This window comes from Brachybacterium sillae, assembly GCF_025028335.1.
Lineage (GTDB): Bacteria > Actinomycetota > Actinomycetes > Actinomycetales > Dermabacteraceae > Brachybacterium > Brachybacterium sillae.
The window spans coordinates 803139-827992 of sequence record NZ_JAFEUW010000001.1 but is presented as its reverse complement, the minus strand read 5'-3'; the positions used below and the strand labels follow the sequence as shown (position 1 = coordinate 827992).

At 69.0% G+C, this 24854-nt stretch carries 25 protein-coding genes and 2 pseudogenes; 15 read left to right on the top strand and 12 right to left on the bottom strand.

The genetic code is table 11. The annotated features are described in order from the left end of the window. Positions 1-4: 4 nt before the first annotated feature. Positions 5-1108: pseudogene (locus JSY14_RS03730) on the bottom strand (IS1634 family transposase); the annotation flags it as partial. A 120-nt stretch (positions 1109-1228) separates the two neighbouring features. Between JSY14_RS03730 and JSY14_RS03725 the strand changes: the two are divergent. After that, positions 1229-2641 (top strand): IS1380 family transposase, encoded by a 1413-nt coding sequence (locus JSY14_RS03725; protein ID WP_432803598.1) that lies wholly within the window; start codon positions 1229-1231, stop codon positions 2639-2641. A gap of 198 nt (positions 2642-2839) precedes the next feature. Here JSY14_RS03725 and JSY14_RS03720 read toward each other — a convergent pair. The 3 genes and pseudogenes from JSY14_RS03720 to JSY14_RS03710 form a co-directional block, all read right to left on the bottom strand. Beyond that, positions 2840-3232 (bottom strand): annotated as a pseudogene (locus JSY14_RS03720) (IS1634 family transposase); the annotation flags it as partial. Between the two features lie 388 nt (positions 3233-3620). Next, positions 3621-4205 (bottom strand): hypothetical protein, encoded by a 585-nt coding sequence (locus JSY14_RS03715; RefSeq protein ID WP_259557414.1) that lies wholly within the window; start codon positions 4203-4205, stop codon positions 3621-3623. A 152-nt stretch (positions 4206-4357) separates the two neighbouring features. Next, positions 4358-5281 carry a DUF4747 family protein gene (locus JSY14_RS03710; protein ID WP_259557413.1) on the bottom strand — a complete coding sequence of 308 codons (924 nt, stop codon included), beginning with the start codon at positions 5279-5281 and terminating at the stop codon, positions 4358-4360. A gap of 311 nt (positions 5282-5592) precedes the next feature. Between JSY14_RS03710 and JSY14_RS03705 the strand changes: the two genes are divergently transcribed. Continuing rightward, positions 5593-6972: an IS1380 family transposase gene (locus JSY14_RS03705; RefSeq protein WP_259557412.1), complete on the top strand. Its 1380-nt coding sequence runs from the start codon at positions 5593-5595 to the stop codon at positions 6970-6972. A gap of 217 nt (positions 6973-7189) precedes the next feature. On the opposite strand, the gene JSY14_RS03700 is transcribed toward JSY14_RS03705, so the two are convergent. Next, positions 7190-7360, bottom strand: coding sequence for a hypothetical protein (locus JSY14_RS03700; RefSeq protein ID WP_259557411.1), 171 nt, complete (start codon positions 7358-7360; stop codon positions 7190-7192). A gap of 210 nt (positions 7361-7570) precedes the next feature. Here JSY14_RS03700 and JSY14_RS03695 point away from each other — a divergent pair, with 210 nt between their 5' ends. The 5 genes from JSY14_RS03695 to JSY14_RS03675 all read left to right on the top strand — a co-directional run bounded on the left by JSY14_RS03695 (position 7571) and on the right by JSY14_RS03675 (position 11486). Further along, positions 7571-7804, top strand: coding sequence for a FitA-like ribbon-helix-helix domain-containing protein (locus JSY14_RS03695; RefSeq protein WP_259557410.1), 234 nt, complete (start codon positions 7571-7573; stop codon positions 7802-7804). Continuing rightward, positions 7801-8229 carry a type II toxin-antitoxin system VapC family toxin gene (locus JSY14_RS03690; protein ID WP_259557409.1) on the top strand — a complete coding sequence of 143 codons (429 nt, stop codon included), beginning with the start codon at positions 7801-7803 and terminating at the stop codon, positions 8227-8229. The genes JSY14_RS03695 and JSY14_RS03690 overlap by 4 nt, the downstream gene beginning before the upstream one ends. A gap of 431 nt (positions 8230-8660) precedes the next feature. Beyond that, complete coding sequence (locus tag JSY14_RS03685; protein WP_259557408.1) at positions 8661-9164, top strand: phosphoribosyltransferase; 504 nt, start codon at positions 8661-8663, stop codon at positions 9162-9164. A gap of 133 nt (positions 9165-9297) precedes the next feature. Then, positions 9298-10506, top strand: coding sequence for a zinc-dependent alcohol dehydrogenase (locus tag JSY14_RS03680; RefSeq protein ID WP_259557407.1), 1209 nt, complete (start codon positions 9298-9300; stop codon positions 10504-10506). Further along, the gene (locus JSY14_RS03675; protein ID WP_259557406.1) at positions 10506-11486 is read left to right on the top strand and encodes an SDR family NAD(P)-dependent oxidoreductase; all 981 of its coding nucleotides are present in this window, start codon (positions 10506-10508) and stop codon (positions 11484-11486) included. The genes JSY14_RS03680 and JSY14_RS03675 overlap by 1 nt, the downstream gene beginning before the upstream one ends. A gap of 294 nt (positions 11487-11780) precedes the next feature. On the opposite strand, the gene JSY14_RS03670 is transcribed toward JSY14_RS03675, so the two are convergent. Both JSY14_RS03670 and JSY14_RS03665 read right to left on the bottom strand, forming a co-directional pair. Then, positions 11781-11960 carry a hypothetical protein gene (locus JSY14_RS03670; protein ID WP_259557405.1) on the bottom strand — a complete coding sequence of 60 codons (180 nt, stop codon included), beginning with the start codon at positions 11958-11960 and terminating at the stop codon, positions 11781-11783. Further along, entirely contained in the window at positions 11948-12670 is a 723-nt protein-coding gene (locus tag JSY14_RS03665) for an SDR family NAD(P)-dependent oxidoreductase (protein ID WP_259557404.1), read from the bottom strand. The genes JSY14_RS03670 and JSY14_RS03665 overlap by 13 nt, the downstream gene beginning before the upstream one ends. Before the next feature lie 378 nt (positions 12671-13048). Here JSY14_RS03665 and JSY14_RS03660 point away from each other — a divergent pair, with 378 nt between their 5' ends. Beyond that, on the top strand, positions 13049-13489 hold the full coding sequence (locus tag JSY14_RS03660) for a hypothetical protein (RefSeq protein ID WP_259557403.1): 441 nt from the start codon (positions 13049-13051) through the stop codon (positions 13487-13489). Positions 13490-13660: 171 nt separating this feature from the next. Here the strand turns inward: JSY14_RS03660 and JSY14_RS03655 are convergent, their stop codons facing one another. Beyond that, positions 13661-13987, bottom strand: a complete 327-nt coding sequence (locus JSY14_RS03655; RefSeq protein WP_259557402.1) for a putative quinol monooxygenase — start codon at positions 13985-13987, stop codon at positions 13661-13663. 226 nt (positions 13988-14213) lie between these two features. On the opposite strand from JSY14_RS03655, the gene JSY14_RS03650 reads away from it, so the two are divergent. Continuing rightward, positions 14214-15209 carry an NADP-dependent oxidoreductase gene (locus JSY14_RS03650; protein WP_259557401.1) on the top strand — a complete coding sequence of 332 codons (996 nt, stop codon included), beginning with the start codon at positions 14214-14216 and terminating at the stop codon, positions 15207-15209. A 119-nt stretch (positions 15210-15328) separates the two neighbouring features. Here the strand turns inward: JSY14_RS03650 and JSY14_RS03645 are convergent, their stop codons facing one another. After that, positions 15329-16627 carry a M20 metallopeptidase family protein gene (locus JSY14_RS03645; RefSeq protein WP_259557400.1) on the bottom strand — a complete coding sequence of 433 codons (1299 nt, stop codon included), beginning with the start codon at positions 16625-16627 and terminating at the stop codon, positions 15329-15331. 98 nt (positions 16628-16725) lie between these two features. Next, positions 16726-18420, bottom strand: coding sequence for an alpha-amylase family protein (locus JSY14_RS03640; protein ID WP_259557398.1), 1695 nt, complete (start codon positions 18418-18420; stop codon positions 16726-16728). A 181-nt stretch (positions 18421-18601) separates the two neighbouring features. Here JSY14_RS03640 and JSY14_RS03635 point away from each other — a divergent pair, with 181 nt between their 5' ends. Further along, entirely contained in the window at positions 18602-19243 is a 642-nt protein-coding gene (locus JSY14_RS03635) for a GNAT family N-acetyltransferase (protein WP_259557397.1), read from the top strand. Beyond that, positions 19240-19869, top strand: a complete 630-nt coding sequence (locus JSY14_RS03630; RefSeq protein WP_259557396.1) for a YdcF family protein — start codon at positions 19240-19242, stop codon at positions 19867-19869. Before JSY14_RS03635 ends, JSY14_RS03630 begins: the two co-directional genes overlap by 4 nt. Here JSY14_RS03630 and JSY14_RS03625 read toward each other — a convergent pair. Next, positions 19854-20930, bottom strand: coding sequence for a DUF808 domain-containing protein (locus tag JSY14_RS03625; protein WP_259557395.1), 1077 nt, complete (start codon positions 20928-20930; stop codon positions 19854-19856). The two genes, JSY14_RS03630 and JSY14_RS03625, sit on opposite strands and share 16 nt — an antisense overlap. A 209-nt stretch (positions 20931-21139) precedes the next feature. Here JSY14_RS03625 and JSY14_RS03620 point away from each other — a divergent pair, with 209 nt between their 5' ends. Both JSY14_RS03620 and JSY14_RS03615 read left to right on the top strand, forming a co-directional pair. Beyond that, positions 21140-22297, top strand: coding sequence for an MFS transporter (locus JSY14_RS03620; protein ID WP_259557394.1), 1158 nt, complete (start codon positions 21140-21142; stop codon positions 22295-22297). Further along, a complete protein-coding gene (locus tag JSY14_RS03615; RefSeq protein ID WP_259557393.1) occupies positions 22294-22614 on the top strand; it encodes a GNAT family N-acetyltransferase in 321 nt (106 codons plus the stop codon). The genes JSY14_RS03620 and JSY14_RS03615 overlap by 4 nt, the downstream gene beginning before the upstream one ends. Before the next feature lie 13 nt (positions 22615-22627). Here the strand turns inward: JSY14_RS03615 and JSY14_RS03610 are convergent, their stop codons facing one another. Then, positions 22628-22891 (bottom strand): histidine phosphatase family protein, encoded by a 264-nt coding sequence (locus JSY14_RS03610; protein WP_259557392.1) that lies wholly within the window; start codon positions 22889-22891, stop codon positions 22628-22630. On the opposite strand from JSY14_RS03610, the gene JSY14_RS03605 reads away from it, so the two are divergent. Beyond that, positions 22875-23360, top strand: coding sequence for a hypothetical protein (locus JSY14_RS03605; protein WP_259557390.1), 486 nt, complete (start codon positions 22875-22877; stop codon positions 23358-23360). The genes JSY14_RS03610 and JSY14_RS03605 overlap by 17 nt on opposite strands. Before the next feature lie 333 nt (positions 23361-23693). Then, on the top strand, positions 23694-24836 hold the full coding sequence (locus JSY14_RS03600; protein WP_259557389.1) for a hypothetical protein: 1143 nt from the start codon (positions 23694-23696) through the stop codon (positions 24834-24836). Positions 24837-24854: the final 18 nt, after the last annotated feature.

Genomic DNA, 24854 nt, shown 5'->3' with positions numbered 1-24854 from the left:
CAATTTAGTGAGCACTGCGTGACGGTGGCCGGTGGATGCGGTCGAGCGCGTCGCGGAGCTCGTCGGGGATAGGGTCGGCGGCGGTGATGTTGTGGTCGCCGGCGCGGATCGTGACGGTCTTGTAGCGCCGGGCGGTGGTGACGAACTTCTTCAGTGACCAGCCGGTGAGGTGCTCGTGGCGGCGGGCGACGGCGAGGGCGGCGAAGACGATGGTCAGGTGGGCCTCGATGGAGTCCTGCAGGCGGTGGTAGATCGGCCGGGCGGCGAGGTCGTGCTTGGACATCCGGAAGGACTTCTCGATCTGTCAGAGGCGGTGGTAGGCGCCGATGACGAACTCCGCCGACGCCTGCTCGGGCAACAGGTTGGTCAGGTAGCCCTTGATCCCGGCCAGGGCCCGGGCCTTGGCCTCTAACTCACGGTTGACGGCCCGTTCCTCGCCGGTGACGGTCAGGAACCGGTTGTGCTTGACCGGGGCCTTGCCGGCGGCGGCCTGTTCGGCCTTGGCGACCTGCTGATCGATCCCCCGCAACGTCCGCCGCGCCCGGGCGGCCCGGTACTGGTAGTGGATTCGCCCCTCACGGTGGTTGCCGGCCGGGCCGGTGAAGGTCTTGGCGGTGAAGATCTGCCCGTCCTCCGGCCCCTGCCCGGGGTGCTCGGCCAGCCACTTCTCGATCACGTACGGGACCTCGGCGATCCGCGCGCCGAGGATGTAGGACAACCCGGCGGCCTCGATCGCGTCCCGGTTGTCGTGGCTGAGCATCCCGGCATCGGCCACCACGGTGACGTCGGTGAGGTTGTAGGTGGCCTTGAACGCCTCGATCACCGGCAGCATCGTCTTCGTCTCGGCCTTGTTGCCCTCACAGGCGTTGACCATCAACGGAAACCCGGCGGCATCGGTCAGCAACCCGATGGTGATCTGCGGATCGATCCGCCGCTCCTTGGAGTACCCCGGCTCCCGGAAACCGTCACCCTCGTCGGCCTCGAAATACAACGTCGAGACGTCGTAGAACACCAACGCCGCTGGCCCCAGCTCTGCCGTCGCGGCCAGGGCGGCCGCCAACGCCTGACGGAAGGCCGGCTTGGCGTAGCGCGGCAGGCGCCGGTTAACCTCGAGTTTTCATAGCGGTGTGGTCTCGATGGGTGAGAGGCATAGAGAAAGGTGCTCCTGGCCTGGGATGATACGGGGTGTTGAGTCTCGTAGCCATCCGCTGGAAGGAGCACCTTTCAGGTGTCCCACCCTACCTTGTTCTTCTACCCCCGTCCGCGCGTGGACATCGCTGAGGTCCCGGCCCTCTCGCATGCGGGCGCGGTGCTGCTGACCGACACGATCCACGCCACCGGCCTCGCCTCTTCGCTGCGTGAAGCTCTGGATCCTTGGACGAAACCGCTGGCCGAGCACCACGCGGCGAAGGTCCTGCTGGACCTCGCACTCACTCTCGCAATCGGCGGGGAGCATGCTTCGGATACTGATCTGCTGCGTTGCGAGCCGGACCTGTTCGGTGATGTCGCCTCGACCCCGACGATCTCCCGCATGCTCACCACCCTCGCCCAGGACGCGCCCACCGTGATCGAGGCGATCTCGAAAGCCCGCCGCATCGCGCGGGAAAGAGCCTGGACCCTCGCCGGAGCGCATTCCCCGGCTGCGGGGGTCAGTGCGAAGAACCCGCTGGTCATCGACCTCGATGCCACCCTGATCAACGTCCACAGTGAGAAGGAGCAGGCCGCACCGACGTTCAAACGCGGGTTCGGCTATCACCCGCTGTGTGCGTTCCTTGACCACGGCAGCGAAGGGACCGGGGAACCGCTGGCGATCCAGCTGCGCCCCGGCAACGCCGGCTCGAACACCGCCGCTGATCACATCACCGTCACCCGGCAGGCTCTCGCGCAGCTGCCTGCGGGCCTGCTGGCCCGGGGCGGGCGGGGGTCGAAGAAGATCCTGATCCGCACCGACGGGGCCGGCGGCACCAAGGACTTCCTGGCCTGGCTCCAGCGGCAGCGTCTGGCCTACTCAGTCGGGTTCACCCTCCCCGCGAACACTCCCGACCTGCTGAAACGCCTCGACGAGGCGGAGGCGTGGACTCCCGCCTACGACACCGAGGACGAGGGGATCCGCGACGGGGCGTGGGTGGCGGAGCTGACCGGGCTGCTGGACCTGTCCGGGTGGCCTGCCGGGATGCGGGTGATCGTGCGGAAGGAACGTCCTCATCCTGGGGCGCAGCTGCGGATCACCGATCACGAGGGGATGCGCATCACCGCGTTCGCCACCAACTCCCCGCGCGGCCAGCTCCCGGTCTTGGAGCTGCGGCACCGTCGCCGTGCACGCTGCGAAGACCGGATCCGTAACGCCAAGGACATGGGCCTTGAGAAGTTCCCGTTGCAGGGCTTCGCGCAGAATCAGCTCTGGTGCCAGATCGTCCAGATCGCCAGCGAGCTCGTCGCCTGGATGCAGACCATCGCGCTGACCGGCCATGATGCACGGAAGTGGGAGCCCAAACGGCTCCGCGCGCGGTTGTTCGAGATCCCCGCGACCCTCGTGCGCCGCGCCCGGCACAAGGTCCTCCACCTCGCCGAACATGCACCCGAAGCCGTGAGGGTCCTGACCGGCGTCAACCGGCTCCGCACCACCGTCGCACAGACCTAACCCGGCGAGACCACCCGCCCCTACGACCAGCAGCTCCTCTTCTCGGGAGTGGAACCCGACCGCCCGCAACGGACACTGCGACGATCTGTCATACCCGAATGCCAGAATCAGCAGCTCAACACTGGCAACGACGCCGACCCACCCCGCTCACCAGCCCCATGAAACATCGAGGTTAACGGTCGGGTAGGACACCGGGGCCAGGCCGGTCTCCTCGATCACCCGCAGCGAGTCCAGCTTGCTCGTCGGCTCCACCAGGCGGGCCAGCACCAGGTGAAAGAAGACCTCATCTCCCTGCGCCGCGGCCTGAAGGCCCAGATCGACGTAGACACGCTCGATCGCACCGATCAGGTGCTCCATCCGGGTGGCGGTAATCGGCAACGGCCCACCCGAGCCAGGCCTGCCGAGCCCGAGATCGAGCTCGTCTTGCCCCGCTGCCAGCCGCTGCCGCGCCGCGGCCTTGAGGGCTTCGACCTCGGCATCGAAGTGCGCTGAGCCGATGTGCTCGATGTCCTTCGACCCGCGCCGCGTAGAGTGAACGATCTGCACCGCCCGCGCCCCAGAGGCGGTCTTCACCGTGCGGATGTAGGCCACCGCCGCACTCTACGACCCCCGGTTAGTGCACAAATCCAGCCCCCGAACCAGACATCACCCCAGGTCACCGACCCGCCGATCCAGAATCTCGCGCCGACTGATAAAAGTCAGGTGTCATACCCGAATGCCAGAATCAGCAGCTGAACACCGGCAACGACGCCGACCGCGACCGCTCACCAGCCCGATGAAAGATCGAGGCTAGCCTCGTCAGCCTCGGCCTCTTCTTTCAAGAACGCGGTCTGCGCGGCGGCCCGGGCATCCGGCGGGAGGTATATGTAGGGGCCAATTGAATCGTCCACGAACGCGGGCCTGAGCTACTAGACACTTGCGGCCGTGTTGTCATTGAGTGAATCGGGTCAACAGGTTTCGCACGGGACGTACCGCAGAGTCAGCCCGAACGCTGTTCTTCAGCAATAATAAGAGTTCCAACTTGCATCAGCGTCTGGAATACCACCAAGAGCTGGAGGAGTGCGTATGCGAATATTGTAAATGAAGACACGAGGGCAACCCAGTGAGTCCAACGAAGAGGATGCGGCGATCCTATCGAAAGATCTGCACCGAAAAAGAGTGCAGAGATAGAGACTAGAACCGCAAGGATCTGACTACAACCTGCCCAGAAGAAAGTGAACACCAGGTCACTCAAAACCGAGAAGCCGTCAGTCGGCCCGGGCATCTTTGCCCAATTTTCAATCCTCTCAGAGCCAGGGAGTGCAATGGATAGTGCGAGACCCGTTAAGCATGCCGACACAGAAATAGAGGAAACCGTGAGGCCGTGGCCCGCAAACTCATTAATCGCCACATCCCTCGACGGCAAGAGCTGCACTCCCACAGCTGCGACAACCCCGAGAGCCAATGCAGCATATGGCTGCCAGTTGTACGCAATAATTCTCCATCGTGGGACAACTTGCCCGCGCAGAACGTGAAGGTGGGCGCGATCACGCTCCACATCGCCATTCAAATGGTCTTCCGCCATACGTACCTCCTTACCGGTTATCCAAGCTACGCCACAGCCCAGACATCCCGCCCCGCCAATGAATGATGTGAAGCTTGTACGTGGAAATAGACACTTGAGCGAAATGTTGACCAATCCAATGCCGCCAAGACCGCCGGCTCGCATGGCCTGCGCTATTCGTCTAACGTATCCTTTCCGGCATCTCCGCCTCCCGAAGTGCCCCCGTCGCGCTCCGTAGCGACATCGATCAGGTCCTCCGCTTCTTCATAGATAGCGCCCAGCTGCTTTTCGGGCGAGAGACCTCGAGTGAGACGGACGGTTCCCTTAAGCACATGCTTGAGAAGTGAAATACTTCGCTCCCCGTCGAACCCCGGCCTTTCACCCTTAATGCGAGCGTCTTCAATTGGCGAAAGCGTGCTCTTTGCGAACGAGAGAATATCCGCTACCAGCCCATCGTCCTTACGGAGAGACTGTCCTCTTTCAGCATTCGCTTGCACGGTTACTCGCCCTGCATTGGAGTCAGCCGCGATCCTGCCCATTGCCTCTTGAGCCGTCTTGGAAAAACTACTATTTGGGCGCCGAATGACCACAGATGCTTCACGTATACGACTGAAGGACTCTACTTCAGCCACGAAGGACGGCGACGGCACGGGATTAAGCGCGATGGACACATCCCCATTCCCACTCTGCTTTGCAAAACGGTTCAGGAATCGCTCAACCTCAAACACGGGCACCCCAGGCCGCTTGCGCTCCGCCACCAGTAAACGCTTGGTGGGTGAAACTATTACCCACGCGCCGTTCACCAAAAAACGCTCTTGAGGAAGTTCTATGAGCTCCGCTGTTTTGGTGGCGGGATTGAACACCTCCGTAATAGCTTCTCCGCTGCCCGAAATGAAACGGAAGGCATACCTATCGGCGCGCTTTTGGACGCTTGCGATCGCAACGGTCTGGGTTCCGATAATTATAGGGACCCCTTGCGCCTGCTCGTAAACCTGTTTGAAGAACTCTTCGTAGTCAAGGTTCTCTTCATCACTTGACCCCGGCTTGATATGTCCATGCAAAGCGTAGATATTCAGCGTTCGCGTATACGTGGCCATGGAATCCTTACGTCTAGGCTTCGCCGCATAGTACGAGACGTACCGTCTGGCGCCGCGGACTGAGTTGCTAGCTCTGAGGGTACGCGATCACCGCGCGACAACGGGCGAGTCGCCCCACGTCTGTTGAAGGCAGTCATCCAACGGGAGCATGGAGAGCATGACAGCACCGAGGAAGCAGCTGGACGCGCTTAGCCTGGATCCGCCGGCCGGGTGAGTGCGGGAGGTGAGTCGTAACAGCCGGGTGCTCCTGTGACCAGTGAGAATGGGACTGGCGAAGGTTCCAAACCCGTTGAGCAACAGGAGCACCGGTAGTGCGAGTCTCCCACAATTTCTCTGCCGAGTTCGATGACGACAACCTGATCGCGGCCGCGGGGTTGGTGCCGGTGATGTTGCTGGCCGAGTCCGCCGGCCTGTCGGGTCTCGTCGAGGAGTTCGTCACGGTGGCTGGTAGTGCCGGGGCGAACGCGGCGGTGAAGGTGCCGGCGCTGGTCGCGGGGATGGTCGCCGGGGCGGACAGCATCAGCGACATGGACCTGCTGCGCCACGGCGGGATGGGCCGGGCGTTCACCGCCCGCCGGGCGCCGACGACGTTGGGCACCCACCTTCGCGGTTACACGTTCGGGCACGTGCGCCAGCTGGATGCGATCAACTCCCGGCTGCTGATCGCGCTGACCGCGCGGGTGCCGGGACTGGTGCGCGGCGCTGAGGGGATGGCCTACCTGGATATCGACGACACCATCCGGCAGACCCACGGGTACGCCAAGCAGGGCGCGGGGTATGGCTACAACAAGGTCAAAGGGCTCAACGCGCTGGTGGCCACGGTGTCCACGCCACTGGCGGCGCCAGTGATCGCCGCCATCCGGCTGCGCAAGGGGTCGGTGAAGTCACCGCGCGGGGCTCACCGGATGATCGCCGAGGCCATGGCCACCGCCCGCAAGGCCGGGGCCGGCGGGCAGATCACCGGGCGGGCCGACTCCGCGTTCTACCAGCACGACGTCATCGCCGCATTGCGCCGGACCGGGGCCTACTTCTCCATCACCGCCAGGATGGACGCGGGCGTGGTCGCCGCCATCTCCCAGATCCCGGAGGAGGCCTGGGTGGGGATCAAGTACCCGGAGTCGATCTGGGACGAAGCCGAGCAGCGGTGGATCTCCGATGCGGAAGTCGCCGAGATCCCCTACACCGCCTTCACCTCCCGGAAGAAGGCCGACCACGTCACCGCCCGGCTGATCGTGCGCCGGGTCAAGCGGCTCAACCCCGCCACCGCCACCGGCGAGCAGGACGGGCTGTTCACCGCCTACCGCTACCACGCGGTCTTCACCGACTCACCGCTGTCGATGCTCGAGGCAGAGGCCGCCCACCGCGACCACGCCATCATCGAACAGGTCATCGCGGACCTGAAGAACGGGCCGCTGGCACACTGCCCCTCCGGGGTCTTCACCGCCAACAGCGCCTGGGCCGTGCTCGCGGCGATCGCGTTCAACCTCACCCGGGCCGCCGGCGTGCTCGCCTCGAAGTTCCACGCCCGAGCCAGGACCGCCACGATCCGCGCTCACCTCATCGCCGTGCCGGCCAGGATCGCCAACCGCGCCCGTTCCTGGCTGCTCCACCTTCCACGCAACTGGCCCTGGCAACCCGACTGGGAAACGCTATTCGACGCCGCCAGCAGTCCACGACCAAGAGCGGCTTGACCGCCAGCCCCTGTCCCGACGAGAAGGAACCCGAAGTGGAAAAGCCGGGCAGACCGGCAGACCTTTCACACCCTTCTCCGAAGCGCCTACTCAGCCCGCGCCCGAAACGCCTTCACGACGCCACGAAAACCGGCTCGGCGGATCCAGGCTCAGACAACGTCGAGGGCTTCCGGACAGGGTGCTTGGTCGCTCCCGATCTTGGAGGCCTCGACCCCTCTCACCCGGGCATCACGACACCGGCGCGCCGCTCACCCCCACCGGAACTCGGAAGAGCCGCTTTGATGAGCGCCTCGGCGTCCTCCCCGTGGCGGTCCACACCCAGGCGACGGTTCTTGCGATCCTGAGAGATCCGCAGGTAGACGGCGGCTCGCCGAGGCTCAGCACTCATGGAGTCAATCTACGTCAAAGGTTATTCGGCTACCGAACGTGGTGGGGTTCGGGCTCAACGTGTGATTCCGGCTCAACGTGTGACCTGGGCAGATCGTTCTGTGCGCACCACACCGATCGTCGTGATCAGCGGTGCGTCGTCGTCTGGTCCGGGTCTTCCGCATCGTGACGAGAGGGCTATCATCGGTGATATCAGAAGGAGGTGGTCCTGATGTCGTCTCTTATCGTGCGCGGTCTCGATGACCGCGTGAAGCAGCAGCTCGCGTCGCAGGCGAAGGAGAACGGACGGTCCATGGAGGCCGAGGTTCGGGACATCCTGACGAAGGCCGCGCGACGGCCGCACATCGGCCTGGCTCTGCTGTCTGCGGCTCGGGATGCCGGTGGGGTCGAAGATCTGCCGATTCCGCCCCGCGATGACGCCGCGCGGGTTGTGGACTTCGAATGATCGTTCTTGACACGACCGTCATCTCGGAGATCTTTCGGCCCTCGCCGGAGCCACGTGTCGTCGAGTGGCTCGTGTCCCTGACGGGTGACGTCGCGATCACCTCCATCACGTTGGCGGAGCTGCTTGCCGGTGTGCGCAGGCTTCCGGACGGCCGCCGCCGACTCGAACTGGTGCAGAGGGTCGAGGAAGCGATCGCGCCGTATCGGGGGAGCCGCGCGGTGCTCGCCTTCGATGACGTTGCTGCTGAGAGGTACGCGGATGTGCTTGCGATTCGCGAAGAAGCTGGTGCGCCGATCAGTACGGCCGACGCACAGATCGCGGCGATCTGTCTCGCGCATGATGCCGTCTGCGCCACGAGGAACGTGAAGGACTTCGCGCACGTCGGCCTGGAGCTCATCGATCCGTGGGCGGAGCCGCGTACGTGAGTCTGGTGATCGGCGCCCGTGAAGCCCGCGGAGGGCAGGTGGGAGCCGAGATCATGAGGTGCGCCGTGACCACGATGACCACTCGTGGCGGTATTGACGTCGGCGACCTCGGGTGTCGCGAGGAGGTGTTTCCCTTCGACGCCTCGCGCGGATGGACTCGGATCGTTGCTCGTGAGACATGGGTCGGATGCAACGGTGAGCGTGTCGTGGACGAACCTGGATCGCCGATCATGGTTCGACCATGGAGCGCATCGATCGGCACGTGGCCAGGTGGCACCCCGGAGGATCACCCCGCCTGGTGGGCTCGACGGTCGCGCGCCGCACCCCGAGGGCAACTGTCCCTGCTCACTGGGCATCCGGCCGTCCCCGTCCCTCGATAGCATCGACACCCCCACCCCCGCGGCTCCGCCGCCCGATCCGCAGGAGCCTCCGTGGCCTATCACGTCGATTCCCGTGACCTCGACTCCAAGGAGATCCTCACCTGGGATCTGTTCGGTACCGCCTCCCGGGAGCTCGCCCAGAGCATCGTCGACAGCGACTTCCAGCCGGAGATCGTCATCGCCGTGGCGCGAGGTGGCCTGCTCCCGGCCGGGGCACTGTCGTACGCGCTGGGCCTGAAGCTGGCCGATGCGATCAACGTCGAGTTCTACACCGACGTCCACGAGACCCTGCCCGATCCGGTGCTGCTGGCCCCGATGCTGGATGTGGACGCGATCCGGGGCCGGCGCCTGCTGGTCGTCGACGACGTCGCCGACTCCGGCCGCACCCTCGCCCTGGTGCTGAAACTGCTGCGCGACATGGGCGCCGAGGCCCGCAGCGCCGTGCTCTACGCCAAGCCCGCCAGCGAGGTGGACCCGGACTACGTGTGGCGCCGCACCGCCGAGTGGATCGTGTTCCCGTGGTCGGCGGAACCGCCGGTCACGCCCGCTGGCTGACCTGCCGGTCGCCCCGTCCCTCCGAGCGCCCAGGTGCGGCACCTACGGTGAGCGCGACGGCCCGCGGCATGCGGGTCGCGCCCGGCCCACCGGCCGGGACCCCCACCGTCCCCCGGACGTAAGGAGCAGTCCCATGCGTGCACTGACCTGGCAGGGCCCCGGCAAGGTCTCCGTCGAGACCGTCGAGGACCCGCGTATCCAGGAGCCGACCGACGCGATCGTGCGCGTCACCTCCACTGCCATCTGCGGCTCCGACCTGCACCTGTACACGGTGCTCTCGCCGTTCCTGCACCGCGGTGACGTTCTCGGCCACGAGTTCATGGGCATCGTGGAGGCTGTCGGCTCCTCCGTCACCGACCTGCGCGTCGGCGACCGCGTGGTGGTGCCGTTCAACATCTCCTGCGGCCGCTGCTGGATGTGCCAGCGGGGTCTGTTCGCCCAGTGCGAGACCACCCAGAACACCGAGCAGGACGCAGGCGCCAGCCTCTTCGGCTACACCGATCTCTATGGCGCCGTCCCCGGCGGCCAGGCTGAGTACGTCCGCGTGCCGCACGCCGACTTCGGTCCGATCCGTCTGCCGGAGGACGGCGCCGATGAGCACTTCCTCTACCTCTCCGACATCCTCCCCACCGCCTGGCAGGGCGTGCAGTGGGCGAACGTGCGCCCCGGTGACACCCTGGTCGTGATGGGCGCCGGGCCCGTCGGCCAGCTCGCCGTCGCCTCGGCCCAGCACCTCGGTATTGAGGACGTCATCGTCGTCGACCGCGTCCCGGAGCGTCTGGAGCGGATGCGCCAGCGCGGCGCCCGCACCATCGACCTGCGTGACCTGTCGGGCTCGTCCGCCCGGGCCGTCGGTGATGCCGTGCGGGACCTCACCCACGGTCGCGGCGCCGACGGCGCCCTCGACGCGGTCGGCATGGAGGCCCACGGAAACCCGATCGCCCACGCGGGCATCGCCGCCGTCAGCCGCCTGCCCTCCGCTGTCTCCGCCCCGCTGGCGAAGAAGGCCGGCGTCGACCGGCTCAGTGCCGTGCATGCCGCGATCGACGCGGTGCGGCGCGGCGGCACCGTGTCGATCTCCGGTGTGTACGGCGGCAACGCCGACCCGATGCCGATGATGCAGATGTTCGACAAGGGCATCACGGTGCGCATGGGCCAGTGCCATGTGAAGCAGTGGACCGGGGAGCTGCTGCAGCTGCTCCAGGCCGGGGACCCCTTCGGCGTCGACCAGCTCGCCACCCATCGCGTGGACCTGGAGGAGGCCCCGCAGATGTACGAGATCTTCCAGAAGAAGCAGGACGGCTGCCAGAAGGTGGTCCTGCGCCCGGGGAAGGCCGCCTGATGCGCCCGCTCACCAGGACCGACCGCAAGCCCCTCGCTCTGGTCCTCGGCGCCTCCCGCGGTCTCGGTCTGCGGGTTGCCGCCGAGCTCCTCGAGCGCGACCACCGTGTGGTTCTCTCCGCCCGCCACCAGGACACCCTGGAGGAGGCCGCCCGACAGTTGGTCGCCGAGGGTGCCGACGCCGCTGACGTCCACACCCAGCCGATCGATGCCACCGATGCTGACGCCGTCATGCGCGGCATCGCCGCGATCGAATCCGCCCATGGCCCGATCGATGTGGCGATCCACGTGGCCGGGATCATCGAGGTGGGGCCGGCCGAGTCCACGCAGCTGGACCACCTGCGCCGCGCCCTCGACGTCATGGCCTGGGGGCCGATCCACCTGGCCGATGCCCTCATCCCGCGGATGCGTGAGCGTGGCCGCGGGCGCTTCGGGGTGGTCACCTCCATCGGGGGGCTGCTGAGTCCGCCGCACCTGCTGGCCTACTCCACTGCGAAGTTCGCGGCCGTCGGGTTCACGGAGGGTCTCGCTGCGTCGCTCGCCGGCAGCGGTGTCACCGCCACCGTGATCGTGCCGGGCCTGATGCGCACCGGGTCGCATCGCGCCGCCCGCTTCTACGGCGACCGGCGCGCCGAGTACAGCTGGTTCGCTCCGGCGGCGTCGCTGCCGCTGCTGACCGCGAGCGCCGAGCATGCGGCACGTCGGATGGTCTCCGGGGTGCTCGCCGGCCGCCCGTACGTGATGATCACGCCGGCGGCAGAGATCGGCGCCCGCGTGCATGGCCTCGCCCCCGGTCTCACCACCCGGATGATGGGCGTGGTCGGAAGGGTTCTTCCGGGGCCGGTTCCCGGGGAGCATGAGCCGCGACCGGGGGAGGAGATCGCACCGACCGCGCCGCGCCTGGTGCGGGTGCTGACGACACTGGGGGAGCGGGCAGCCCGCCGCAACCGCGAGCCCGGCCTCGTCTCCCGCCGCTCCTGACGACGCATCGTCCTGGCCCGCCCGTCCCGTCGCCCCGACGGCGCGGGCGGGCCGGTGCATGACGGCGGGCCAGGGCGGGCGCGCCGATGCTCCGAGTCGGCCTTCTCAGCGCTGGAATCGCGGGCCGACCGCGTACCTCCGAGGGGCAGATCGTGCGCGCCTGACCGTCGCGGGTGCGCGCATGGAGCAGGTCACGGATCGCCCGGGCCAGGGCCTCGCGCAGCGGGGGATCCTCGCCCCCGTCCGACGACGCGGCGGGGTGGGCGCCGCGCGGCCCCGAGGTCATATCCGAGGTCATGCCCGGTGATGCGGGACGGCACCGGTGGGCAAGTCGGTGTCCGTCAGCCGTGCGAGCTCGTCCCACAGGCGCCGGGCCAGCTGCGGATCGGAGGTCTCAGCGCTGCGTCCGTCGAGCGTCGGCGTGCCGCGCAGCGACTGGAAACCGGAGGGCCCCACGTAGCTCAGCGGCGGCACCTCACCGGCGGCGGCGTGCAGGATCGGCTGGGCGCCATCGGCCGCCGACTGCGCCCACAGCGACGACACCGCCGTGATCGCGGCATTCGCCCGCGGCCGAAACGGTTCTGGATGTTCGTGAGCGCCCACCCTGGATGCGCCAGCATCACCGACACTCCGGTCATCTCGAGGCGCCGCCCCAGCTCCAGCGCCCACAGCATGTCGGCGAGTTTCGAGCGGCCGTAGGCCTTCATCGGGTTCCACCCGCGGCGCAGCTGGAGGTCCTCCAGGTCCAGATGCACCTGGCGGTGGGAATTGGAGCCGACGATCACCACGCGGCCGCGCAGTCGATCCGCCACCAGGTTCGTCAGGGCGAACGGCCCCAGCACGTTCATCGCCAGGACGCTCTCGTGGCCGTCGACGGTCTCGCTGCGGGAGGTCGTTAGGCCCCCGGCGCAGTTGACCAGCACGTCGATCGGCTCGTCCACCGTGGCGGAACCGGCCCGGACGGAGGCGAGGTCGGTGAAGTCGAGGGCGATCACGCGGGCGTCGCCCAACGCGGCGGCGACCTGCTGACCCCGGTCCTTATCGCGGGAGGTCAGAAGGATGCGGGCGCCGGCGCGGGCGGCGGCACGGGCGGTCTCCCGGCCCAAGCCGTTGGTGGCGCCGGTGATCAACCAGGTGCGGCCATGCTGGTCGGGCAGGGGGAGGTCGGGAAGGCGGTTCCTCATGGTGCCGATCGTGTCATCCCGGCCTGACGGGTCTCTGCCCAGGGGCCTTCCGGGATCCCGGAGGTGTAGCGCCCGGGGCATCCGGGAGAGCGGTCACAGCCGCCCATAGTGCCCTACTATGTCCGAGTGGCCCTTATTGTCAGGGCTGTGCTCGCGGGCACCCGGTTCGCCCCAGCAGCCCCGCACTCCGAGGAGAGACTGACTGATGTCGACCCCCACTCGTCGCGCCGTGGTCCGCGGTGCCGCCTGGACCGCCCCGGCCGCGGCCCTCACCGCCACCGCTCCTGCGCTCGCCAGCAGCGGCCAGTACCCCTACCCGATCACGCCGATCTACCGCAACTGGTTCGTGGCCATGCGGGAGGTCGCCAGCGGCACCGGGTGCTACATCCAGCTGGATGCGACCAACGAGAACGACACCACCCTGGGTGCGAACGCCAAGGGGTTCTGGCTCGACGCCGACACCCCGGTTACGGCGATCTCGCCGACCTCACCTTCACCACCACGTCCACTCTGCAGGGCCTCAGCTGGACGGTCACTCGGTCCGACGGGATCGGCAGCTGGAGCTACAAGGGGGAGACCCGCAACCCCGACGGCACCTCCACCTACACCTTCGTGTACTCCGGACCGTCGAAGATGCAGGTGCACGTGCCGCCGTGTCTGGGATGCGACTACCCGGTGCTGCGCTCCCGCTACACCGGCTTCGATGCGCAGTCCTCGTACATCGGCTCGTGCGGTGGCATCCGCACGTGGACGAACACCACGAAGTCCTCACTGTGGGGTCGCGCCTCGTACTCCGGCACGCAGAAGGCGTCCATGTGATCGACCCCGAGCGGTGAGGGATGGGGCCCAAGCCCCTCCCTCTTGCTCTCGGGGTGTCTGTTCCCCGACCGCCCCGCTCTGGCGCCGGATCGTCGGAGCGGGGCGGCACGCATCCGGGCACGGACGCCGGCCCCTGCGACCGGGTGCCGCGTGGCACCGCCGCGGGGAGCGTCAATCCTCGACAGACAGCTCGCCCATCGGCCCCCAGCCCTCCTCGCCCTCGACCTGGCGGGAGACGATCTGCGGCGTCGCGGCGAGGTACTGCGGGAACTCCCGCTGCATGACCCGGAAGTGCTCGGAGGTCACGTGCGGCTCGGCGCCGTCGTCGGTGAAGGCCTCCAGCAGGACAAAGGTGTTCGGATCCTCCAGGCTGCGGGACCACTCGAACCACAGGTTGCCGGGCTCCTCGCGGGTGGCACGGGTGAAGTCCTCGATGATCCGCGGCCACTCGTCGACGTACTCGGGCTTCACCGGGAACTTCACGTTGATGAGGATCATGGGTGCTCCTTCAGGGCGGTGGCGGGGGCGGGGCGAGGGGCCGGCCGATGCTGGCCCGGGCGCCCCACCCCAGGACGGCCCCAGCATGCCCGCTTCACCTGAACCCGACACAGAGGGACAACCCCGCGGTCGCCGTTCCAGGCCGACCTCCCGCCGTCGCTCTCCCTCAAGGGCAGGACAGGACTACCGTGGCAGAGGCCGATCGACCCCACCGAAGGGAGCGCCCATGACCGCCGTCCAGTTCCACCTCGCCTCCCGCCCCCACGGGGAGCCCACTGCCGAGAACTTCCGCCGCGTCGAGGTGCCGATGCCGCAGGCCACCCCGGGCGCCGTGGTGGTGCGCAACGCGTTCGTCTCCGTCGACCCGTACATGCGCTCCCGCATGAACGACGCCGAGGGGTACGCCGCGAAGTACGAGCTCGACGAGCCGCTGTACGGCGGCGCCGTCGGCGAGGTCATCGATTCGCAGGACGATGCCCTGCCGGTCGGGACCTGGGTCAGCCACGGCCTCGGCTGGCGCACCCACGCCCTGGTGCCGGTGGAGCGGGCGCAGACCATCGACGTCGAGGCCGCCCCGGCGCCGTCCTACCTCGGCACCCTCGGCATGACCGGGATGACCGGCTGGGTCGGCCTCACCCAGGTGGCACAGATGCGTGAGGGCGATGTGGTGTTCGTCAGTGGTGCGGCTGGCGCCGTCGGCTCCCTCGTCGGGCAGCTGGCGCGGGAACTCGGCGCCTCCCGGGTGATCGGTTCCGCCGGCAGTCCCGAGAAGGTGGCGCGCCTGCGGGAGCTCGGCTTCGACGCCGCCTTCGACTACCACGACGGCCCGGTCGCCGATCAGCTGCGCGAGGCCGCCCCCGACGGCATCGACGTGTACTTCGACAACGTCGGCGGGGACCACCTGGAGGCGGCGCTGGAGAACATGCGGCTGTTCGGACGCATCGCGATGTGCGGGGCCATCTCCCAGTACAACCGCACCGGCGCGCCGCAGGGACCGGCGAACCTCACCACCGCCATCGGCCGCTGCGTGCGTCTGGAGGGCTTCGTGGTCGGTCAGTACTCCCATCTGCGCGACGACTTCGTGGCACAGGTGGTGCCGCTGGTGCGGCAGGGCCGCATCCACTCGGACGAGACGATCCGCGATGGCATCGACGCCACGCCGCAGGCATTCATCGACCTGCTGCGCGGCGCGAACACCGGCAAGATGCTCGTCAGGCTGTGACGCCCTCGCCCTGAGACCCGGGCTGGGCCCCGACGCGCACCGCGGGCGCCCGCCTCACGGCGGACACCCGCGGCGTCATCCGGGGCCGGATCGGGACGCGCCCGGCCCGACCCGCGTGGTCAGACCGTCGCGCGGCCCCACAGATGGTCGACGGCGACATGCGCGTGCAACAGCACGCCCTTCACCAGGGTCTCGTTATCGGCGTAGAACGCGGGATGGTGGTTCGGGACCATGCCGCGGCCCCCGGGTTCGTTCTCCAGGTCGTCACCGGCCTCGTTCAGCTGCGTGTCCTGCACTCCGAGACCGACGTAGAGCCCGCCGTAGCGGTTGACGAACTCCGAGACGTCGTCGTAGCCGAGCGTCGGGGGTGACGGCAGCACCTTCTCCGCGCCCACGACGTCGGCGAAGGTGGGGGAGAGGGCCTCCACCCACTCGGTGCGGTTGTGGACCGGCGGCACATCCTGCAGGAACTCCACCTCGGCGGTGCACCCCATCGCCTCGGTGCTGCCGACGGCCAGGCGCTCCACCCGCTCCTGCAGCTCCTGCATCCGCTCCTGACGGGTGGCGCGGATCGTGCCCCACAGCGTGACCGTGCGACCGATGACGTTGAACCGGCCGACGTCCTGCACGTGCCCGATCGACACGGTGAACGCGTCGAAGGCATTGAGCTGCCGGTAGATCTGCCCGATCCCACTGAGGATCGACCCGGCGGCGGGCATCGGGTCCTTGCCCTTCCACGGGGTGGAACCGTGCACCTGCTCCCCGGTGACGGTGATCTTCACCATGCACGAAGCCCCGAACTGGTTGCCGGCCCGCGCCGCCACCATGCCCTTGGGGAAGGGCTGGACGTGCATGCCGAAGGCCATCGTCGGCTCGAGACCGTCCAGGGCGCCCTCGTCGAGTATGTGGCGGGCACCGCCGAGCTCATCCGGCGGGGCGCCCTCCTCGGCCGGCTGGAACACCGCGACGATCGTGCCGGGGTTCTGATCGCGCTGTTCGGCGAGGATCCGCATCGCCCCGAGCAGCATGGCGGTGTGGCAGTCGTGCCCGCAGGCGTGGGAGACGGGGAACGGCCCGCCCGGGTACCCGGTGTCTATCACCTCGGAGGCGAAATCCACGGCCGACTCATCCGGCACCGGCAGGGCGTCGATGTCGGCCCGCAGCAGCACGGTGCCGGCCGTGTCCCCGTCGGGCTCGGCTCCGCCGCGCAGCACCGCCACCACCCCGTGGCCGGCCACGTCGGTGCGGACCTCGTCAAGGTCGAACTCGGCCAGCCGCTCGGCGATGAACGCCGCGGTCTGCTCCTCCCGGTTCGACAGCTCCGGATGCTGATGCAGGTGGTGGCGCCACTCGATCATGTCCCCGGCGGTCTCCTCGGCCCTGCGGTCGAGTGCGTCGAGGACGGAGGCGGGTGTCATCGCTGGACATGGCTGACTCTCCTGTCGACGGGAATGTGCCCCGCATGGCGATCATCCCGCCGCTGCCCGGCGTGGGGCTGGGACCGTTCCCAACCCCGTCAGCGCAGGCGCCGGTCGTCGGGCGTGAGCAGCCGCAGCCAGTGATGCCCATAGGCGTCCAGCTCCAGGCGCACCAGGCCGTCGCGACCCACCTCATGCCGCTCGTGGCTGAACAGGTCCAACAGCTCCGTCCCCTCCGTCTGCTGCGGCAGGTGCATCTCCACGGTGGTGGCCTCATGGGAGAGGTTGTGCACCAGCAGGGAGCGGGACGAGCCCCCGCCATACGGGGTCCAGGTGCAGCAGTGCGCGAGCACGGCGGGGCGGTCGGTCTCCAGCACCGCCGTCGAGCCCATCCCCACCTCGGGGCACTCCCGGTACCGGTGCGCCAGCGCGGTGAGGAACGCCAACAGCGAGTCCGGGTCGCGCCGCTGGTCCTCGGCGTTGACGTGCTCCGGCCCGTAGGCGCCGGTGGTGAGCGGTGCGACCAGGCGTGACGGCGGCACCACGGAGAACCCGCCGTTCTTCCCGGCCGTCCACTGCATCGGGGTGCGCACCGCCATCCGGCCGGGCCGCTCCAGGTTCTCGCCCATGCCGATCTCCTCCCCATAGAACAGCACGGGGGTGCCGGGCAGGGAGAACAGCAGCGAGTACGCCATCCGCAGGCGGCGCGGATCACCCTCCAGCATCGGGGGGAGGCGGCGCCGCAGTCCGCGGCCGAACAGCTGCATGTCCTCCTCGGGGCCGAAGGCGTCGAACACCTCCTGCCGTTCGGAGTCGGTGAGCTTGTCGAGGGTGAGCTCGTCGTGGTTGCGCAGGAAGGTGGCGAACTGGCTGCGCCGTGACAGCGCCGGGCGTCGTCGCAGAGTCTCCGCGATCGGGGTGGCGTCCTGCCGGGCGAACGCCAGGTGGGTGCGCTGCATGAGTTCGAAGTCGAACATCATCGTCAGCTCGTCGCCGTCCTCCCCACCGAAGTAGTCCACCTGCTCCTCGTAGTCGAGGTTCACCTCACCCAGCAGGATCGCGTCCCCCTGCCGGCGGCGCACCAGGAACGACAGGTCCCGCAGGTAACCGTGGGGATCGGAGAACCGCTCGCGCCACTGCGGGGTGAGGCCGCGGTCGTCGAGGAAGAACGGCACCGCATCCACGCGGAAACCGTCCATGCCCATCTGCATCCAGAAACCGATGATCTTCGCGATCTCCGCCTGCACCGCCGGGTTGGCGACGTTCAGGTCGGGCTGCTCCCGGTAGAAGTTGTGCAGGTAGTACTGCCCGGCCTTCTCGTCGTACTGCCACACGGAGTCCTCGGCGTCGGGGAAGACCACCAGGTCGGAGGTGTCCCCCGGGGGTTCGTCGGCCCACACGTAGTAGTCCCGGAAACGGTTGTCGGGGGAGCGGCGGGCCTGACGGAACCACGGGTGCTTGTCGGAGGTGTGGTTCACGACCAGGTCCATGATCACGCGCATGCCGCGGCTCTTCGCGGTGCGCACCAGATCCACCATGTCGCCGACGTCGCCCAGCCGCGGATCGACCGCCAGGTGGTCGGTGATGTCATACCCGTCATCGCGACCGCCGCTGGGGCTGAACGGCATCAGCCACAGACACGTCACCCCCAGCTCCGCCAGGTAGTCGATGCGCTGCACCAGGCCGGAGATGTCACCCACCCCGTCGTCGTCGGCATCGAAGAACGTCTCGATGTCCAGGCAGTAGACGACGGCGCTCTTCCACCACAGATCGGCGGTCTGCGAGATCAGCACGGGCAACTCCCTCCACGACGGGCGTCGACGGGTGTCGACGGGTCCACTGTGCGCCGAGCCCGCCCGGTCCACAAGCCACGGACGCACGCGGGGACCGGCTGCGGGTGCGGCCGGGGCTGCGAGGGGAGGTGGTGAGTGGTCATCGTGCACACGGGAGCGGCGCGGCCCTACCCTCGTGACCATGCCCCCCACCGACGGTGTCGAGCCGACCGATCCCACCCGCGCCTCCGGCGACGTGCCCGCCGATGCCGCCACCGACTGGCCGCTGCGCACCGACCGCCTGCTGCTGCGCGGCATCAGCCCCGCCGACGCCCCGGCGCTGCAGCGGTACTACGCCCGGGCGGATGTCGCCCGGTACCTGCTCGATGACCCCTGGGATGCGGACAGGGCCCGGGCCGAGGCCGAGCGCCGCACCGGCCGGCTGCGCCTGGACGGCCCGCCCCGCGCTGTGAACCTCGCCGTCGAGCATGAGGGCACGGTGATCGGTGACATCGCCGTGTGGATGACCGGGCGCCAGCGCGGCGAGGCGGAGATCAGCTGGGTGTTCGACCCCGACAGCGGCGGTCGGGGCCTCGCCACCGACGCGGTCGCGGCCGTGGTCACCCAGGTCATGGACCACGGGCCGGTGCGTCGCCTGGTCGCGCGGATGGACGCCCGGAACACCAGGTCCGCCCGCCTGGCCGCACGGCTCGGCATGGTGCGCGAGGGACGGCACCGGGCCGACTGGTGGATCAAGGGGGAGTGGACCGACACCCTCGTCTTCGCGCTGCTGCCCACCGATCCGCGGCCCCGTCGATCCGAGACCGAGCGGAGCACCGGGTGAGGTCGCTCGTGACGCGCGGCTCTGCTCCCCGGGTCCTCGCCGCGGCGACGCTCGGCACCCTCATCGCCGCGCAGGTGGCCGCAGAGGTCGTCGCCCACCGCGCCACCCGGGCGCTGGTCGGGCCGCGCCGCGAGGGCAGCCTGGTGGTGATGGTCCTCGGCTACGGCAACGTGTCGGCCACGCGGGCGAACGTCATCAACCGCTGGCGGGTGCGGGCGGGACTGCGGTCACTGGACTCGGCCGCGCCCCGCTCTGTCCTGCTGCTGACCGGCGGCTGCGAGCGCGGACCAGTCCCGGAGGCCGAGCTCATGGCCCGCTACGCCCGCACCGAACGCGGCTTCACCGGGGAGATCCTGCAGGAGAGCGCCTCCCGCAGCACCGTGGAGAACGTGCACCTCAGTGCGCCGCAGCTCGAGGAGTTCGACCGGATCCGAATCGTCTCCCAACCCCTGCACGCCCAGCTGGCCCGCGCCTACCTGCACACCTGGTACCCGCACCTCGCGCGGTGCCTGGAGCGCGGCGAGGAGCACCGCTGGTGGGAGGGTATCGGCGTACGGTTCGGGGAACTGCGGCTGGGCGTGCCGGCGCTGCGACGCGCCCGCCGCGAGGGTCACCGGCTGCGCTGAGCCCCGCCGGTCGAGTCGTCCACGGCGACACTGCCGCAGGGCGCGCCCTCGGAGTGTGCGGCAGCGGAGTCCGAGCCCGCCCCCTGCGCGGTAGCACCGTGGCCGTGGGTGGCATCACCGTGGCCGTCCGCGCCGTGCTTCTTCCCGAACGGCAGCAGGTGCAGCAGCGCGACGATCACCGCACCCCAGGCCAGGCCCAGCAGGAACGAGAAGAAGGTGTTCACCAGCCATGCCAGGGCAGCACCGACCCCGGGGACCCCGTGCACGGCCTCCTCCAGGTGATGCACCGCGGCGTACGGGGCGTGCCACCCCAGCTCGTCCAGGCCCACCAGGATGATGTGGCCGCCCACCCAGAGCATGGCGATCATGCCGATCCAACTGATCGCCGTCATCACCTTCGGCATGGCGGCGACCAGCATCCGTCCGGTGCGCTGCGAGGCCTCGGACTCCTTCTCCATCATGCCCAGGCCGATGTCGTCGATCTTCACCAGCAGCGCCACCGCCCCGTACACCAGCAGTGTGATCGCCACACCGACGACGATGAGAATCATCGCCCGGTTCAGCAGCGGCTGGTCGGCCACCTCGTTCAGGGCGATGACCATGATCTCCGCGGAGAGGATTAGGTCGGTGCGCACAGCACTGGAGACGATCTTCTTCTCCGCCTCAGGGCCCTGCTCCACCGCGGCCTGGTCGGCGGCGTGGTGACCGCGCAGGTGCTCCCACAGCTTCTCTGCGCCCTCGAAGCACAGGTAGGTGCCGCCGAGCATCAGCAGCGGCGTCAGCAACCATGGCAGGAACTGCGACAGCAGCAGCGCGACCGGCAGGATCACGAGCAGTTTGTTGATCAGGGAGCCGCGCGCGATCTTCGCGATGATCGGCACTTCACGCATGGGCTCGATGCCGCGCACATACTGCGGGGTGACGGCGGCGTCATCCACCACCACGCCAGCGGCCTTCGCACTCGCGCGGGCACTGGCGGCGGCGACGTCGTCGGCGCTGGCGGCCGCCAGGCGCGCGAGCGCGGCGACGTCGTCGAGAAGGGCGGCGAGGCCACCGGCCATGGGAACACTCCTGGGTGATGGGTCACGACGGGGTCGAGTCGGTGCCGGTGCAGGCACGACACGGACCTGCTCAGGGTAGCGTCGGAGAGCACCGCGACCAGCAGGAGGACATCATCGAACGCGTCACGTCACCGACATCCCGGTCGGCTGCACCCATTCCCGGGGGGATCACCTCGAGGAGTGGACGACGTGGCTCCCTGTCGGCCCTGGTGGCCCTGGCCGCCGGCATCTTCGTGCTCATCACCATCGAGGAGCTGCCCATCGGGGTGCTGACGCTCATGGCGCAGGACCTCGGGGTGAGCACCGGCACGGCGGGCCTCACCGTCACCGTCCCCGGTCTGTTCGCCGCGCTGGTATCGCTGGTGGTGCCGGTGGTCGCCGGGCGTCTCGACCGACGCCTGCTCATCATCGCCTCCCTGGTGGCGGTGATCCTCTCCTGCCTGCTGACGGTGCTCGCTCCCGACTTCCGCACCGTTCTCGCCGCGCGCCTGCTCACCGGCCTCGCCATCGGCCTGAACTGGTCGGTGCTGCCCGTGGTCGCGATCCGCCAGGGTGGTGACGCCCCTGCGGAGCGCTCACTGGCACTGGCCTTCTCCGGCATCGGGGCCGCCGTCGTCCTCGGGGTGCCGTTGGCGTCGTGGCTCGGGGCGATGCTCGGCTGGCGCGCGGCCTTCGGTCTCGTCGGCGCTCTCGCCGCGGTGGTGCTCATCGTGGTCCTGTTCCGGGTGCGGCCGGTGCCCGTGGCGGAAGCGGTGGGTGTGACGGGCATGCGGCGCGCCGCGGCCGTCCCCGGGGTGCGGGCCGTGGCGGCGGTGACACTGCTGGCGGTCACGGGGCAGTTCGCCGTGTACAGCTACGTGAGCCCGCTGCTGCAGCAGCGCGGAGGCGTCGGTGTCGACCTCATCGGGCCGCTGCTTCTCGGCTTCGGCGTGGCGGGGCTCCTCGGCAACTTCGCGATCGGGCCGGTGCTGGAGCGGGGCGCCCGCGGCGGCCTGTTGCTGGTGGTGCTCGGCATCGCCGGCGGTGTCACCGCGTTCGCGCTGCTGGGGCGGACCCCCCTGAGCGCGACCGCCCTTCTGCTGCTGTGGGGTCTGTGCGCCGGGGCGCTGTCCGTGGCGGTGCAGGCCGCGGTGGTGAGGGTCTCCACCGGGGTGGAGGATGCCGCCACCGCCATCAACGGCGCCGCCTTCAACGCCTCCATCGCCTGCGGCGCCCTCGTCGGGGGTCTGCTGGTGGACCGTCTGGGACTGCTGTCCTCGGCCGGGGGAGCGGTGGCGCTGCTGCTCGCGGCCGCCGTGCTCATCGCGCTCGCCGTGCCGGGCGGTACCGTGAGCGGCGCAGCACGCACCGAAGGAGCAGCGCCATGACCGCCACCGTCCGCGACGACGAAAACACCCACCGTTACGTGATCGAGGACGGCGGTGAGATCGTCGGGTTCGCCCGCTACACCCTCACGGGCGACCGCATCGCCGTGGTCCACACCGAGGTGCCCGAGGAGCACCAGGGCAAGGGCTACGCCGGGGTGCTTGTGCGGGAGATGCTCGCCGACATCCGTGAGCGCGTCCTCGGTCTGCTGCCGTACTGCCCGCTGGTGCGTCGCACCGTCGCCAAGCACCCCGATCAGTACCTGGACCTGGTGCCGGCCGACGCCCGCGACGAGTTCGACCTCCCCGCCGACGCCTGACCCGTCGGCGCCGTCAGCCCTCCAGCGCCGTCCACTCCGCGATCGGCAGGTTCGCCAGCACCAGCGGTTCTCCGGAGCCGTCGGGGGCGAAGATGATCGTCTGCCCGGCCGGCGGGAACCAGCCCCAGGCCTTGTCGAACTTCCCCTGGTGGGTGAACAGCACCGTGTTGGTGCCGTCCTGCGGGGCGGTGACGGTGCGGTTGCGCAGCGTCTGCAGGCTCGACGCCAGCTCGGCCGGGTCGTCGAAGTTCAGGGAACCGGTGAGGTCGCGGTTCATCCGCACCACCGTGCCCATCGCCGCCGGAACCGGTGTACCGGTGGACGATCACCAGGCCGCCCGCGCGCAGACGCTCCACGAGATCGGAGGGGGTCTGCGGCTCGGGGGCCGCCAGAGTGGTGGCCGTGGCGGTGGTGAACTCCGCGTTGCCGTCGGCGGTGTCGGTCATGCCCTCCTGCGGGTCGGTGACGGGCTGGGGCCAGACCTCCGGCAGGTCACCGGTGGCAGCGCTGCCGTCGGCCCCGGAGGCACCGGGCACGACCTCCAGGGTGCCGCCTGCATCGGAGGCCGCGGCGTCGGAGGATCCGTCGTCGGAGGCGCCCTGCGCGGAGCCCGTGGAGGTGCCGTCGGCGGTGGCGGGTTCACTGGGCGCAGCGGCGTCGTCGGTGCCCGCGCTGCAGGCGGCCAGGGTGAGAGCACCCAGACCCGTGAGGGCGAGGGCGGAGACGGAGCGACGGGTGAGCGGTGAGCTGGTCATGCCGGGTCCTTTCGGGATCTGTTCCCGCGGTGACGGGCCGGGCCTGACGCCCTCCCAGGGAACGGTGATGAGGGGCGAGGACGATCGGGTCATCGGGAGGCTCTGCCCTCTTATTAGTTGAATCTTCAGTCATCAGGGTGAAAGAACCCGGGAAGGAGCCATCGTCATGGCACCCCCGTCACCTCCGCGCAGGAACTGCGTGAGGCCCTCGAGGCGGGGGAGAAGGAGATCGTCATCGACGGTGTCGTCGCGGGCGGTCCCAGCGTCACCCTGCCGGAGGGTGTCACCCTCACCGGCGGCACCCTCCGCTTCGGTGCCAAGGGGGTGCGCCTGACCAAGGACAACACCCTGCGTGGCGTCACCATCGAGACCCAGCGGCATGAGGCCGCCATCCTCAACGACACCCGCGTGGTCGACGTCGGCACGCTGCGTCTGGAGGACGTCACCACCGTCGGGTCCGTCTATCTCGTGGCCGATGAGAACCTCACGTCGCTGCGCGTCGAGGTGGACGGCCTGCGCATCAAGGACGCCGACACCCGCGGCCGCGTGCAGCGCCCCCACGGCTACGGCGTCGACGTGCTGCAGGGCGGCTTCACCCTGTGGAACCGCCAGGACGACCCGGCCGTGGTCGTCACCGCCACCATCGACGACCTCGCCGTCGGCACCCCCTTCACCCCGGTGCGCGGCTCCGGGGTGTTCGTCGCCGGTCACGGCGACGAGGAGGGCCGTGGAGACGGTGGCGTGTTGCGCATCGACCGCCTGTACACCGGTGACATCGTCACCGATGGCGGCATCGCCCCCGGCACCGCCGACCTCATCTCCGCCGGGGTGTTCGTCGTCTCCGGCGCCGAGGTCGAGAAGGTCGTCAACGGCGGGGTCGTCGCCACCCACGGGCAGAACGACATGGTGCTCGACAACTGGGGCACCGTGCAGGAGTGGGCGGCCGAGCGCGCCGTCATCTCCACCGGCCCCTCGGGCATCGGCTTCGTGAACTTCGGCGACATCGGTGAACTGCGGGTCGAGGGCCCGATCGTGACCGTCGGCGCAGGCGCCCGCGGCTACAACCTCTACGACGGCAGCCTGAAGAAGGCCACCTTCCAGGAGATGCGCACCCATGGCGACGGCTCCGTCGGCGTGCAGATCTCCCGCCCCTCCGGCCCGATCGAGATCCGCGGAGACCTCGCCACCACCGGCGGCAAGGGCACCTCGCTGGTCAAGGGTGTGCAGATGGAGCTCGAGGCCATCGCCTTCTCCGTACAGGAGGGCGGCGAGCTCGAGGGCCTCACCGTCGGCGGGGAGATCGTCACGCAGGGCGAGGACCTCGTCACCTACGAGGTACAGAAGGGCGGGAGTGTGATGACCGTCTCCGTCGGCCGCGGCATCCGCGCCCACGGCGCCCGCTCGAAGGCCACCTCCATCGAGGGCGAGAACCCGTCCTTCGACGGGATCGACGTCTCCGAGGCCTGATCCCGACGCGGAGCGGTG